The organism is Halomonas sp. NCCP-2165, from assembly GCF_023708045.1.
GTDB classification, from domain to species: domain Bacteria; phylum Pseudomonadota; class Gammaproteobacteria; order Pseudomonadales; family Halomonadaceae; genus Bisbaumannia; species Bisbaumannia pacifica.
Genome location: NZ_BRCY01000004.1, coordinates 67073 through 79443, shown reverse-complemented (window position 1 = coordinate 79443; position 12371 = coordinate 67073). Strand labels below are relative to the sequence as shown.

The following is a 12371-nucleotide window of genomic DNA, read 5'->3' as shown; positions in this document are numbered from 1 at the left end:
GTCGTGGGGCGGGGCTCATGGCTCGGCGTCCGGGGGTACGTCCAGCAGCCGCAGGGCGTTGCCGGTCACCCGGGAGAAGACCGGCGCGGCCACCGCGCCGCCATAGAAGTCACCGGCGCTGGGCTGATCGATCATCACCACGGTGACGATGCGCGGATCGGAGATCGGCGCCACCCCGGCGAAGACGCTGCGGTAGGCGTCCTCCCGATAGCCGCCGGCGCCGGTCTTGCGCACCGTGCCGGTCTTGCCACCGACCCGATAGCCCTCCACCTGGGCGCGACGCCCGCCGGAATAGGCGCCCACCGACGACTCCAGCAGCTCCAGCAGGGTATCGGCGACCTCGGGGTCGATGGCCGGCTCGCCGGCGGGGGGCTCATCCAGGCGCAGCAGCGAGGGCGGCAGGCGCACGCCGTCGTTGGCGATGGCGGTATAGGCACTGGCCAGTTGCAGGGCGGAGGTCGAGAGGCCATAGCCATAGGCCAGCGCCGCCCGCTCGCTGCGCGACCAGCGCACCGGCGCCGGCAGGCGCCCGGTGGCCTCGCCGGGGAAACCGGTCTCGGGGCTCTGCCCGAGCCCCAGGCGGCGATACTGATCGGCGATGGCCTCGGGCTCGAGCTCCAGGGCCAGCCGCGACATGCCGATATTGGAGGATTTCTCGAGGATACCGGAGAGGTCCAGCTCGCCGTAGTTGCGGATATCGCGGATGGTGAAGCGGTCGATGCGCATCCAGCCGGGGGAGGTATCCACCACGGTATCCCGGGTCACCTCGCCGCTGGAGAGTATCGCCGCCATGGCCAGGGGCTTCATCACCGAGCCCGGCTCGAAGACATCGACGATGGCCTGGTTGCGCAGCCCCCGGGGGTCGAGGCCGGCGCGATTGTTGGGGTTGTAGGAGGGCTGATTGGCCATCGCCAGCACCTCGCCGGTGCGGGCGTCGAGCATCACCAGCACGCCCCCTTGCGCCTCGTGCTCGGCCACCGCCGCCTTGAGTTCGCGATAGGCCATGTACTGCAGGCGCTGATCGATGGACAGCGCCAGGGTGCCGCCGGGGCGCTGCTCGCGCAGCAGCGCCAGGTCGCGCACCAGGCGCCCGCGGCGATCCTTGAGCACGCGGCGCTGCCCCGGGGTGCCGGTGAGGTAGCCGTTGAAGGCCAGCTCCACCCCTTCCTGCCCGTGGTCATCGACGTCGGTGACGCCGACCAGTTGCGCGGCCACCTCGCCGGCCGGGTAGTAGCGCTTGTACTCGTCGCGGCCATAGACCCCGGGCACCTCCAGGTCGAGGATGCGCTGGGCCTCGGCCGGGGTCACCTGGCGGCGCAGGTACATGAACTCGCGACTGGCGTAGCGCTCGAGGCGCTCGTCCAGGGCATCGGGTTCCCAGCCCAGGGCGCGGGCCAGGCCGAGGCGCTGGATGGGGTCCTCGGGCAGTTCCTGGGGGTTGGCCCAGAGGCTGACCACCGGGGTCGAGATGGCCAGGGGCTCGCCATGCCGGTCGGTGATCATGCCGCGGTGGGCGGGAATCGGCTCCACCCGCAGGGTGCGGGCATCGCCCTGATTCTGCAGGAAGTGGCGGTCGAGGACCTGGAGGTAGACCACGCGACCGGCCAGCAGCGCCATGGCCAGCAACACCAGCCCCAGCACCAGCAGGAAGCGCCCCCCGGCCAGGGGCTGGGACTGGGCGCGACGGCGCCGGCTGGCGGCATCCTGGGCGGCACCACTCATGGTCGGATCACCTCCGCTTCATGAACATCCGGCAGGCGCATCTCCAGACGCTCCACCGCCAGGCGTTCGATCCGCGCCGGCGACGACCAGGCGCTCTCCTCCAGCAGCAGCTGGCCCCACTCGGTCTGCAGCTGGTTATGCTCGCGCTCCAGGCGCTGCAGGCGGGCGTACTGCTCGCGGGTCAGGTGACTGGAAGCGATCACCGCCACGGCGCTGATCAGGGTGATCGCCACCAGGGCGGCCACCAACAGCAGGCCGGCACCGAGCTTCAGGCGCCTCAAGCGAACCAGCGTGATTCGTCCCTGAAGCATGCCGCCCTACCTCAGCTTGCGCGCCACCCGCATCACCGCACTGCGGGCCCGGGGGTTCTCGGCCACCTCGGCGTCGCCGGGGCGCCGGGCCTTGCCCAGGGCCTCGAGGCGACGATTGAGCTGGTCCTCGCGCAGGGGGATGCCCCGCGGCAGGTGCGTATCGCCGCGGGCCTGGTCGCGGATAAAGCGCTTGACCCGGCGATCCTCCAGGGAGTGGAAGCTGATCACCACCAGGTGCCCGCCCGGGGCCAGGGCCTCCAGGGCCGCCTCGAGGGCGGCATCGAGCTGCTCCAGCTCGCCGTTGACCTGAATACGCAGGGCCTGGAAGGCTCGGGTGGCGGGATGCTTGCCCTTTTCCCAGGCGGGATGGGCGGTCTTGATCACCTCGGCCAGGTCCTGAGTGCGGGTGAAGGGGCGTTCGCCGCGACGGGCGACGATGGCCCGAGCCAGGCGGCGGGCGTAGCGCTCCTCGCCATGGCTCTTGAAGACGCGGGCGATCTCGTCCTCCTTGACCCGCGCCAGCCACTCGGCGGCGCTTTCGCCCTGGGTCGGGTCCATGCGCATGTCCAGGGGGCCGTCGCGAAGGAAGCTGAAGCCCCGCTCGGGATCATCCAGCTGCGGCGAAGAGACGCCGATATCGAGCAGGATGCCGGCGAGGCGACCGTGCAGGCCGTGGGCCTCGGCGAACTCGCCCAGGCGGGAGAACTCGCCCGGCTGCATGGTGAAACGAGGGTCCTCGATGCGTTTCGCTTCGGCGATCGCCTGGGGGTCTCGATCCACGCCCAGCAGGCGCCCCTCCGGGGCCAGGCGCGCGAGGATCGCTCGCGAATGCCCGCCACGCCCGAAGGTTCCGTCCAGATAGGCCCCCCGGGGGTCGTGGACCAGGGCCTCGACGGCGCCATCGAGCAGGACGCTGGCGTGCTGAAAGGAGGGCGCGTGGGTCTCGGGTGAGGACATGGAATTCCGCTATGGTGCCGAGCCACGGCGAACCGCGGCGGGGGAAGAAATGGGAGGGAGTCGGCCATTAAGCCGGGTTCTGTCGTGGACAGCCATTCATCTAGGGGACGCGTCGCCACGCCCCTCAAGCAACCTACCCGAACCCAACGCGGGCCACGCCAAGGGGTTCCTATTTGGTCTTGCTCCGGGTGGGGTTTACCGTGCCACGCACTGTTACCAGGCGCGCGGTGCGCTCTTACCGCACCCTTTCACCCTTACCGGCTTCCCGAGGGAAGCTTAGGCGGTCTACTCTCTGCTGCACTAGCCGTCGGCTCGCGCCGCCCAGGCGTTACCTGGCACCCTGCCCTATGGAGCCCGGACTTTCCTCCCCCGACCCAAGGCCGGCGGCGACTGTCTTGGCCGACTCCCAAGCGGGCAAGGATACCAGCGCGCCGCCGCCCCCACAACCGGCGCCGCCCCGTCCTCGACCGCGCCGGTGGCGCGGCGGCAGGTTATCACTTCGCCGCGGGATTTCGGCTACGCCTGGGCGTCCTTGAGCGCCTGGGCCTGGGCATACCACTGCTTCTTGGCGCCCCCCAGCACCCGGGCGGTCACCGCGGCGCTCTGCTTGACGCCCACCCCCTCGGCCAGCAGCGCCGCCAGCAGCGCCTCGCCCTCGAGCGTCACCGCCTCGGCCTCCCGGGGCGGTGCCCCGGCCACCATCACCACGAACTCGCCGCGGGCCTGGTCCGGGTCCGCCGCCAGGGTCTCGAGCAGCGTCGCGGCCGAGCCTTCGAGGAAGGTCTCGAAGGTCTTGGTCAGCTCCCGGGCCAGCACCAGGTGGCGCTCGCCGAAACAGCTGGCGATATCCGCCAGGGTATCGCGGATGCGGTGGGGCGACTCATAGAAGACCAGGGTCTCGTCGCGGGCCACCAGGGAGTCCAGGCGCGCCCGTCGGGCACCGCCCTTGGCCGGCAGGAAGCCGCGGAACAGGAAGCGGTCGGTGGGCAGCCCCGCCGCGGAGAGCGCCGCCACCAGGGCACAGGGACCCGGCACCGGCACCACCCGATGCCCCAGGCGCCGCAGTTCACGCACCAGCACGAAGCCGGGGTCGCAGATCAGGGGGGTACCGGCGTCGCTGATCAGGGCCACGTCCTCGCCGGCCGCCAGGTGGGCGGCGATACGCGTGACCCGGCTCGCCTCGTTATGCTCGTGCAGCGACAGCAGGGGCCGCTCGACACCCAGGTGGCGCAGCAGGCGCCCGCTGTGACGGGTATCCTCGGCGGCCACCAGGGCCGCCTCGGCGAGCACCCGGGCGGCCCGCGGCGAGAGGTCCTCGAGGTTACCAATCGGCGTGGCGACCACGTACAATGCGCCATAAGCTGAATCCATGGTTCGGCTTCCATTAGTTCAATGATCGGACAAGGAAAAGGGTTCTATGGACACGTCGCGACGCGGCTGGCTGATCGCCGCCCTCCTCGCTCTTCTGCTGGCCGGCTGCGCGGCACCGCCGGCGATGGTGGAGCGCTTCATCGAGCGGGAGCCCGGCGAGCTGCTCGCCCGAGCCGAACAGCAGGCCCCCGACGAGGCGGCCCGCTCTCGCCTCGAGGCGGCCGACATCCTAGCACGCCGCGGCGACGCGACCCAGGCACTGGACGTGGCCTCGCGCCTCGATGACCGGCGCCTGCCCCCCGAGGCACGGGTTCGCTGGGCCCTGCTGCTCTCCTCCCTGGGCATCCAGCTGGATGACCCCAACGGCGTCCTGCAGGCGGCCCAGGCCCTGGAGGCGAACCTGCCCTTCGACCGCGAGCAGCGCCTCACCCTGCGCCGGCGCCAGGGCCAGGCCCTGGCCGACCTCGGCGAGCACGCCGCCGCCGCCGAGGCGCTGCTCGAGGTGCAGGCCGAGACCGACGATGCCGGACTCAATGACACCCTCTGGTCGCTGCTGGTACGCCTCGACGAGCCCACCCTGGCGAGGCTCGGCGAGGACCCCTTGCGGCGGGGCTGGCGGGAGCTGGTGGCCGTGCAGCGCGGCAGTGGCGGCGACATCGAGCGCCTCTTCGAACGCCTGGATGCCTGGCGAGGCCGGCATAGCGGCCACCCGGCGGCACGCAGCCTGCCCGGCGACCTGATCGCCCTGCGCGACCTGCGCGGCCGCGAGGTGAGCCATCTCGCCGTGCTGCTGCCGGAATCCGGCCCCCTGGCCAACCTGGCCCGGGAGATCCGCCGCGGCCTGGAGGTTCGCCAGCGGGAGGCGGAACGGCAGGGCATTCGCGTGCCCCGCCTGAGCTTCCTCGACAGCAGCCGCGGCGACCTGGATGCCCTCTATGCCGCCGCCACCATGGCCGGCGCCCAGGCGGTGATCGGCCCCCTGGACAAGAATCGGGTGACCCGCCTGGAGGGGCGCGACAGCGTCCCGCTGCCCACCCTGGCCCTGAACTATGGCAATAATGCCGAGAACCGCGCCGCCAACCTCTTCCAGTACGGCCTCTCCGCCGAGGACGAGGCACGCCAGGTGGCCCGCCGCGCCCATGGCGATGGCCATCGCCGCGCCGCCATGCTGTTCCCCGGCAACGAGTGGGGCCAGCGGGTCGCCCGCGCCTTCGAACGGGAGTGGCAGGCCCTCGGCGGCGAGCTCGCCCAGCGCGTCGGCTACAACCCCAACGCCCCCGCCACCGACGCCGCGCGACGCGCCGCCGCCGGTCGCCCGGACATGCTGTTCCTGCTGGCGATCCCCGGCTATGCGCGACAGGTCCCCCCCAACCTGGAATTCATCGGCGTCGACGACCTGCCCATCTACGGCACCTCCCAGCTCTACGAGGGCCGCCCCCAGCCGCGCCTCGATCACGACCTCAATGGCGTGCTCTTCGTGGAGATTCCCTGGTTGATTCCCGATGCCGCCGTGGGCGGCGAGGCGGCCCTGCCCTTCCGCGACAGCTACCAGCGGCTGCGCGAGAGCGACGACCCGGGCCTGCTGAAGCTGGGCGCCATGGGCGTGGATGCCTTCGAGCTGGGGCGTCGCCTGCCGCAACTGCAGGTGCTCGGCAGCACCGAGATCCAGGGCGCCACCGGCACCCTGCGTCCGACGACCGACGGGCGCATCCAGCGCGAGCTGCCCTGGGCGCGCTTCGAGGACGGCGTGCCCCAACTGCCACTGCTCAACCGCTTCGACGATGGCCGGGCCCGCTGACGCCCGCGCCCGTGGCGCCGCCGTCGAGGCCGCCGCCGAGGCCTGGCTGGTCGAGCGCGGCCTGACCCGGGTGGCGCGCAATCAGCACGCCAAGGGCGGCGAGCTCGACCTGGTGATGCATGACGGCGCCACCCTGGTGTTCGTCGAGGTCAAGCATCGCCGCGACTGCCGCCACGGCCACCCCCTGGAAAGCGTCACCCCCACCAAGCAGCGTCGCCTGATTCGGGCGGCGCATTTTTATCTCCAACGCAACCGGCTATCATGTCCCTGCCGCTTCGATGTGGTGGCCGTCACCGGCCAGCCTCCGCACCTGGAGTTCCACTGGGTGCGCGCCGCCTTCGAAGCGTTCTGACCGCCAAAGGACCCGGAAGATGGATTTGCAGACGCGCATTCTCGGCCACTTCAACGCCAGCATCGACACCAAGACCTACGCCAGCGAGGTGCTGCCGCCCTTTATCGAGGTGGCCAGCCAGATGATGGTGCAGTGCCTGGTCAACGAGGGGAAAATCCTGGCCTGCGGCAATGGCGGCAGCGCCGGCGATAGCCAGCACTTCTCCTCGGAACTGCTCAACCGTTTCGAACGCGAGCGCCCCAGCCTGCCCGCCCTGGCCCTGACCACCGATACCTCGACCCTGACCTCGATCGCCAATGACTACAGCTACAACGAGGTCTTCTCCAAGCAGGTACGCGCCCTGGGCCAGCCCGGCGACATCCTGCTGGCGATCTCCACCAGCGGCAACTCCGCCAACGTCATCCAGGCCATCCAGGCCGCCCACGATCGCGACATGACGGTGGTCGCCCTGACCGGCCGCGACGGCGGCGACATGGCCTCCCTGCTGGGCCAGGACGATTGCGAGATTCGCGTGCCCGCCACCTCGACCGCGCGCATCCAGGAGGTGCACCTGCTGGTGATCCACTGCCTGTGCGACCTGATCGACGAACAACTCTTCGGCAGCAGCGAGGCCTGACCATGCGCCACCCTCTCGTGACATCCCTGCTGATCGTCGCCGCCCTCGGCCTGTCCGGCTGCGCCGTCAACTCCTCGGGCGAGAACTACAGTCAGCGCACCCTGGGCGCCCAGGTGGAAGACCAGAGTATCGAGCTCAAGGTCAAGGGCGACCTGGAGCGCGCCGACGCTCGCTTCCGCGATGCCCGGGTCATGATCGATAGCTACAACGGCATCGTGTTGCTCACCGGCCAGGTGCCCAGCCAGGAACTTCAGGCCCGTGCCACCGAGATCGCCAGCCGGGTGCGTCAGGTGCGTCAGGTGCACAACGAGCTGGCGGTGGCCGCCAACCTGCCGCTCTCCCAGCGCGCCACCGATACCTGGCTGACCACCCGGGTCCGCGCCCATCTGGTGGCCGACGCCAGCATCGATGCGGCGCGCCTGAAGGTGATCACCGAGAATGCCAGCGTCTACCTGATGGGCCTGGTCACCCGCGCCGAGGCCGAGCGCATCGTCGCCTCGGTGGCCGAAGTGCCCGGCATCCAGCGCATCGTCAAGGCCTTCGAGTATCTCGACTGATTGCTCCGCAGGCACAACGATACGACAACGGCGGCCCGCAGGCCGCCGTTGTCGTTTTATCCCCTCGTCGCGAGACGCCTGGCGCTACTTGACCACCCGCAGGCTGGGGCGCCCCTTCTTGGGAGCGGGCCGCTCCTCGCTCGCCGCCTCGTCCGAGGCGTCGGCGTCGCTCTCCACCCCGCTGAGGGCGGGCCCGGCGACATCGTCATCGGATTCCTCCAGCGCGGCGCCATCGTCGAAGCCGGGCATCACCGGCTCGTGGCCGAAGACCATGCCGACGCCATTCTCGCGAGCATAGAGGGCCACCAGGGCCTCGCCGGGCACCATCACCTGCATGGGCTGACCGCCGAAGCGCGCCCCGAAGGTGATGGCTTCGTTGCCCAGCTCCAGGTCACGCACCGCCGTGGGGGCGATATTCAGCACGATCTGGCCGTTCTGCACGAACTGGGTCGGCACCACCACGCCGGGGCGCTCGGCGTCCACCACGATATAGGGAGTCTGGTCGTTATCCAGCAGCCACTCGTACAGGGCCCTGGCCAGATAGGGACGGCTCGATAGCATCTCTGCCCTCCTCGTCGTCTCGATCGCGTCGGCGGGATCACCGCCGACGCGCAAAGTGAATGGCCGAGCGCCGCCTCAGGGGCGCATCTCCTTCTCGGCCTCGGTCAGCGAGGCCTGGAAGGCGTCACGCTCGAAGACCCGCTGCATATAGCCCAGCAGCGGCTTGACCTGCTTCTCCGGCAGCTCGATGCCCAGCGCCGGCAGGCGCCACAGCAGCGGAGCCAGGCAGCAGTCCACCAGCGAGAACTCCTCGCTCATGAAGTAAGGCATGTCCTCGAAGATCGGCGAGATCCCCACCAGGCTCTCGCGCAGCTCCTTGCGCGCCTTCTCGGCATCCTTCTTGGCACCATCGAGAATCTGCTCCACCAGCGGGCACCACTCCCGCTCGATACGGTGCATCCACAGGCGACTCTGGGCCCTGGCCACCGGATAGACCGGCAGCAACGGCGGATGCGGGAAGCGCTCGTCCAGGTATTCCATCATCACCTTGGATTCGTAGAGCACCAGATCGCGATCCAGCAGGGTCGGCACGCTGTTGTAGGGGTTGAGATCCGCCAGCTCCTCGGGATGCTTCTCCTCGGAGACCTCCAGGATATCGACGGCCACCCCCTTCTCCGCCAGCACGATACGAACCCGATGACTGAAGTGATCATCGCTACCGGAATAGAAGGTCATCGACGACCGCTTGGCCACTACACCCATGAAACAATCCTCGCATCAGTTCGAGCCAAGATGATAACACGCTCATCCTGGCGTGAGACGCACCCTCGGTGCATTCGACACGGCACCCCGGGCACTCGAAGCCCCGCCCTTGCATCGACGCTTGGCGATTCGACGCAAAGGGGGCGCATGACCCGGTCATGCGCCCCCGCACCGAACGGCCTGCCGATCAGTGAATGTCGCGCCAGTACTCGCGCTTGAGCAGGTAGGCGATGACGCCGAAGATAAAGATGAAGATCAATACCTTCGGGCCCAGCGCCTGGGCCTGGAGCTTGGAGGGCTCACCCACATAGGCGAGGAAGTTGGTCAGGTCATAGACCGCCTCCTCGAACTCCTCGGGCTCCATGGCCCCGGGGCGAGTCACCTGCAGCACCTCGCAGGACTGGTACTTGCCGGTCAGCGGATCGAGCTCGGCATGGCCGTGGGGACGATCGCTCTCGGCACACACCATCTCCTGCACCCCCTGCAGCGGCTCCAGCACATTGGGCATGGCCACCAGCTCGAAGACCGCATTGTTCACCCCGGTGGGGCGGCTCGGGTCCTTGTAGAAGCTGAGCAGGTAGGAGTAGATCCAGTCGGTACCGCGCAGGCGCGCCTCCAGGGTCAGGTCGGGCGCCGCGGCACCGAACCAGTTCTCGGCATCCTCGGCGGCCATGGCGTTATGCATCTGGTCATTGAAGGCCAGATCGGAGGAGAAGATCAGGTTCTCCTCGACCAGATCCTGGGGCATGCCCAGGTCCTCGGCGGCACGAGCGAAACGCTGATGCTCCAGGCTGTGGCAGCCCATGCAGTAGTTGGTGAACAGCTGCATGCCCCGCTGCAGGGAGGCCTGATCCTGAAGATCGGGAGTCATCGAGTAGGGCACGGCGGCGCCCCCCGCCGCCAGTGCCGTGAAAGGCACCAGCGCGAACAGCAGTGCGAAGAGTTGCTTTTTCATTAGCCAGTCACCCTCTCCGGAACGGGTTTGGTCTTCTCCAGCTTGGTGTAGATCGGCATCAGCAGGAAGAAGGCAAAGTAGATCGCGGTACACACCTGGGACACCAGGGTACGCACCGGGGTCGCCGGCAGCACGCCGAGCACGCCGAGGATCACGAAGCTGATGGCGAAGAGCGCCAGCATCACCTTGGAGATCCAGCCCTTGTAGCGCATCGAAAGCACCGGGCTACGGTCGAGCCAGGGCAGCACGAAGAGGATCGCGATCGCCCCGCCCATGACCACGACGCCGAGGAACTTGGCATCCAGGCCGAACAGCGAGAAGGTAATGGCCCGCAGCATGGCGTAGAAGGGCGTGAAGTACCAGACCGGTGCGATATGATCCGGGGTCTTCAGCGGGTTGGCCGGCTCGAAGTTGGGCCGCTCGATAAAGTAGCCACCGCCCTCGGGGAAGTAGAAGATCACCACGCAGAAGACGAACAGGAAGACCGCCACACCGACGATGTCCTTGACGGTGTAGTAGGGGTGGAAGGGAATCCCGTCCAGCGGCTTGCCGGTCTCGTCCTTCTTCTCCTTGATATTGATGCCGTCCGGGTTGTTGGAGCCGACCTCGTGCAGGGCGATGATATGCAGCACCACCAGCGCCAGGATCACGATGGGCAGGGCCACCACATGCAGGGCGAAGAAGCGGTTCAGGGTGATGCCGGAGATCAGGAAGTCACCGCGCACCCACTGGGCCAGGTCGGGACCGATCGCCGGAATCGCCGAGAACAGCGAGATGATCACCTGGGCACCCCAGTAGGACATCTGTCCCCAGGGCAGCAGATAACCCATGAAGGCTTCCGCCATCAGCAGCAGGTAGATGGTCATGCCGAAGATCCACACCAGCTCGCGGGGCGCCCGGTAGGAGCCGTAGAGCAGGCCACGGAACATATGCAGGTAGACCACCACGAAGAAGGCCGAGGCCCCGGTGGAGTGCATATAGCGAATCAACCACCCCCACTCCACGTCGCGCATGATGTACTCGACGGAGGCGAAGGCACCCTCGGCGGAGGGGTTGAAGCTCATGGTCAGCCAGACGCCGGTGAGGATCTGGTTGACCAGTACCAGCAGCGCCAGGGAACCGAAGAAATACCAGAAGTTGAAGTTCTTCGGGGCGTAGTACTTGGAGAGATGCTCCTGCCACATCTGGGTGGCCGGGAAGCGATCGTCGATCCAGCGCATGATGCCGCTGTCGGCCTTGGCGCGATTCGGGTTACCCATCAGGCGGCCTCCTCATCTTCACCGACCACGACGATCTCGTCGCTATCGAAACGGTAGGGGGGCACCTCGAGGTTGATGGGTGCCGGCACATTGGCGAAGACGCGACCCGCCAGGTCGAAGCGTGAACCGTGGCAGGGACAGAAGTAGCCACCCGGCCAGCTGTCACCCCCCAGGTCGGCGGCACCGGGCTCGGGCCGGAAGGTCGGCGAGCAGCCCAGGTGAGTACAGATGCCCACCAGCACGCCGATCTCGGGACGCAGCGAACGCAGCTGCCCGCTGACATAGGCCGGCTGCTGCGGCACCGTCGACTCCGGGTCGGAGAGGCGCGAGGGGTCGATGCTCTGGGTACGCTCGATCATCTCCGCGGTGCGGTGCACGATCCATACCGGCTTGCCCCGCCACTCGACGGTCATCTGCTGCCCCGGCTCGAGCTTGGAGATATCCGCACTGACCGGGGCACCCGCCGCCCTCGCCCTGGCACTGGGCTGCCAGGAAGCCACAAAGGGAACCGCAACCCCGACGGCGCCCACCGCACCCACTACGGTGGTAGCACCCACGAGGAAACGGCGCCGCCCTTTGTTTACGCCGTTATCTGCCATCTTCAGGTTTCTCCCATCAACTTACCCGTTGTCGTTTCGCGGAACCGCGATCCGCAGCCACGGATACAAATGCGCACTATGGTAAAAAAATGCCTGCCGGAACACAACAATAAGCAGGCCCTGACCTAAGTGGAAGGCTGATATAAGTCATTGTCATATCATAAAAAAACGCCCAGACCCGCGAGGGTCTGAGCGCTCTTGACAGTCTCGAAGCGGGATTAACGCTTGGAGAACTGCGGACGACGACGCGCCTTGCGCAGGCCGACCTTCTTACGCTCGACCTGACGCGCATCACGGGTCACGTAACCGGCGGCACGCAGCGGCTTGCGGAATTCTTCGTTGTACTCGATCAGGGCACGGGTGATGCCGTGACGAATCGCGCCCGCCTGGGCGGAACCGCCGCCACCCTGAACGGTGACATAGATGTCGAACTGACCGGTGGTCTCGGTCAGCTCCAGGGGCTGACGCACCACCATACGACCGGTGACGCGACCAAAATACTCGTCCAGATCACGGTTGTTGACGGTGATCTTGCCGGTGCCCGGCTTGACGAAGACGCGCGCGGTAGAGGTCTTGCGGCGCCCGGTACCATAATACTGCTGTGACATGGC

General features: G+C 68.0%; 14 protein-coding genes and 1 other RNA gene. 4 read left to right on the top strand and 11 right to left on the bottom strand.

Translation table 11 applies throughout. The annotated features are described in order from the left end of the window. Positions 1-15 precede the first annotated feature (15 nt). The 5 genes from NFU04_RS03265 to rsmI form a co-directional block, all read right to left on the bottom strand. The gene (locus tag NFU04_RS03265) at positions 16-1722 is read right to left on the bottom strand and encodes a peptidoglycan D,D-transpeptidase FtsI family protein (RefSeq protein WP_251308077.1); all 1707 of its coding nucleotides are present in this window, start codon (positions 1720-1722) and stop codon (positions 16-18) included. Further along, entirely contained in the window at positions 1719-2033 is a 315-nt protein-coding gene (gene ftsL / locus NFU04_RS03260) for a cell division protein FtsL (protein ID WP_251308076.1), read from the bottom strand. The genes NFU04_RS03265 and ftsL overlap by 4 nt, the downstream gene beginning before the upstream one ends. A gap of 6 nt (positions 2034-2039) precedes the next feature. Further along, positions 2040-2990: a 16S rRNA (cytosine(1402)-N(4))-methyltransferase RsmH gene (rsmH, locus tag NFU04_RS03255; protein WP_251308075.1), complete on the bottom strand. Its 951-nt coding sequence runs from the start codon at positions 2988-2990 to the stop codon at positions 2040-2042. Between the two features lie 52 nt (positions 2991-3042). Further along, an RNA gene (gene rnpB, locus NFU04_RS03250) (RNase P RNA component class A) lies at positions 3043-3397 on the bottom strand. Between the two features lie 109 nt (positions 3398-3506). Beyond that, positions 3507-4361: a 16S rRNA (cytidine(1402)-2'-O)-methyltransferase gene (gene rsmI, locus NFU04_RS03245; protein ID WP_251308074.1), complete on the bottom strand. Its 855-nt coding sequence runs from the start codon at positions 4359-4361 to the stop codon at positions 3507-3509. Positions 4362-4407: 46 nt separating this feature from the next. On the opposite strand from rsmI, the gene NFU04_RS03240 reads away from it, so the two are divergent. The 4 genes from NFU04_RS03240 to NFU04_RS03225 are packed head-to-tail and all read left to right on the top strand — an operon-like array spanning position 4408 to position 7684. After that, a complete protein-coding gene (locus tag NFU04_RS03240) occupies positions 4408-6159 on the top strand; it encodes a penicillin-binding protein activator (protein ID WP_251308073.1) in 1752 nt (583 codons plus the stop codon). Beyond that, complete coding sequence (locus NFU04_RS03235) at positions 6143-6511, top strand: YraN family protein (protein ID WP_251308072.1); 369 nt, start codon at positions 6143-6145, stop codon at positions 6509-6511. The genes NFU04_RS03240 and NFU04_RS03235 overlap by 17 nt, the downstream gene beginning before the upstream one ends. A 19-nt stretch (positions 6512-6530) precedes the next feature. Continuing rightward, the gene (locus NFU04_RS03230) at positions 6531-7127 is read left to right on the top strand and encodes a phosphoheptose isomerase (protein ID WP_146802301.1); all 597 of its coding nucleotides are present in this window, start codon (positions 6531-6533) and stop codon (positions 7125-7127) included. A gap of 2 nt (positions 7128-7129) precedes the next feature. Then, a complete protein-coding gene (locus tag NFU04_RS03225) occupies positions 7130-7684 on the top strand; it encodes a BON domain-containing protein (protein WP_251308071.1) in 555 nt (184 codons plus the stop codon). An 84-nt stretch (positions 7685-7768) separates the two neighbouring features. Here NFU04_RS03225 and NFU04_RS03220 read toward each other — a convergent pair whose 3' ends face one another. From NFU04_RS03220 to rpsI, 6 genes are all read right to left on the bottom strand, one after another. Then, positions 7769-8245 carry a ClpXP protease specificity-enhancing factor gene (locus NFU04_RS03220; protein WP_251308070.1) on the bottom strand — a complete coding sequence of 159 codons (477 nt, stop codon included), beginning with the start codon at positions 8243-8245 and terminating at the stop codon, positions 7769-7771. A 75-nt stretch (positions 8246-8320) separates the two neighbouring features. Beyond that, positions 8321-8947, bottom strand: a complete 627-nt coding sequence (gene sspA / locus NFU04_RS03215) for a stringent starvation protein SspA (RefSeq protein ID WP_251308069.1) — start codon at positions 8945-8947, stop codon at positions 8321-8323. Positions 8948-9134: 187 nt separating this feature from the next. Then, positions 9135-9902: a cytochrome c1 gene (locus NFU04_RS03210; RefSeq protein WP_146802305.1), complete on the bottom strand. Its 768-nt coding sequence runs from the start codon at positions 9900-9902 to the stop codon at positions 9135-9137. Beyond that, entirely contained in the window at positions 9902-11161 is a 1260-nt protein-coding gene (locus tag NFU04_RS03205) for a cytochrome b (protein ID WP_251308068.1), read from the bottom strand. The genes NFU04_RS03210 and NFU04_RS03205 overlap by 1 nt, the downstream gene beginning before the upstream one ends. Further along, the gene (gene petA, locus NFU04_RS03200) at positions 11161-11760 is read right to left on the bottom strand and encodes a ubiquinol-cytochrome c reductase iron-sulfur subunit (protein WP_251308067.1); all 600 of its coding nucleotides are present in this window, start codon (positions 11758-11760) and stop codon (positions 11161-11163) included. Before petA ends, NFU04_RS03205 begins: the two co-directional genes overlap by 1 nt. 218 nt (positions 11761-11978) lie before the next feature. After that, positions 11979-12368 carry a 30S ribosomal protein S9 gene (rpsI, locus tag NFU04_RS03195; RefSeq protein WP_146802308.1) on the bottom strand — a complete coding sequence of 130 codons (390 nt, stop codon included), beginning with the start codon at positions 12366-12368 and terminating at the stop codon, positions 11979-11981. Positions 12369-12371 lie beyond the last annotated feature (3 nt).

Excerpts from the sequence above, each read along its gene's own strand:
- NFU04_RS03265 (WP_251308077.1), bottom strand. The coding sequence starts at position 1,722 with ATGAGTGGTGCCGCCCAGGATGCCGCCAGCCGGCGCCGTCGCGCCCAG.
- ftsL (WP_251308076.1), bottom strand. The coding sequence starts at position 2,033 with ATGCTTCAGGGACGAATCACGCTGGTTCGCTTGAGGCGCCTGAAGCTC.
- rsmH (WP_251308075.1), bottom strand. The coding sequence starts at position 2,990 with ATGTCCTCACCCGAGACCCACGCGCCCTCCTTTCAGCACGCCAGCGTC.
- rsmI (WP_251308074.1), bottom strand. The coding sequence starts at position 4,361 with ATGGATTCAGCTTATGGCGCATTGTACGTGGTCGCCACGCCGATTGGT.
- NFU04_RS03240 (WP_251308073.1), top strand. The coding sequence starts at position 4,408 with ATGGACACGTCGCGACGCGGCTGGCTGATCGCCGCCCTCCTCGCTCTT.
- NFU04_RS03235 (WP_251308072.1), top strand. The coding sequence starts at position 6,143 with ATGGCCGGGCCCGCTGACGCCCGCGCCCGTGGCGCCGCCGTCGAGGCC.
- NFU04_RS03230 (WP_146802301.1), top strand. The coding sequence starts at position 6,531 with ATGGATTTGCAGACGCGCATTCTCGGCCACTTCAACGCCAGCATCGAC.
- NFU04_RS03225 (WP_251308071.1), top strand. The coding sequence starts at position 7,130 with ATGCGCCACCCTCTCGTGACATCCCTGCTGATCGTCGCCGCCCTCGGC.
- NFU04_RS03220 (WP_251308070.1), bottom strand. The coding sequence starts at position 8,245 with ATGCTATCGAGCCGTCCCTATCTGGCCAGGGCCCTGTACGAGTGGCTG.
- sspA (WP_251308069.1), bottom strand. The coding sequence starts at position 8,947 with ATGGGTGTAGTGGCCAAGCGGTCGTCGATGACCTTCTATTCCGGTAGC.
- NFU04_RS03210 (WP_146802305.1), bottom strand. The coding sequence starts at position 9,902 with ATGAAAAAGCAACTCTTCGCACTGCTGTTCGCGCTGGTGCCTTTCACG.
- NFU04_RS03205 (WP_251308068.1), bottom strand. The coding sequence starts at position 11,161 with ATGGGTAACCCGAATCGCGCCAAGGCCGACAGCGGCATCATGCGCTGG.
- petA (WP_251308067.1), bottom strand. The coding sequence starts at position 11,760 with ATGGCAGATAACGGCGTAAACAAAGGGCGGCGCCGTTTCCTCGTGGGT.
- rpsI (WP_146802308.1), bottom strand. The coding sequence starts at position 12,368 with ATGTCACAGCAGTATTATGGTACCGGGCGCCGCAAGACCTCTACCGCG.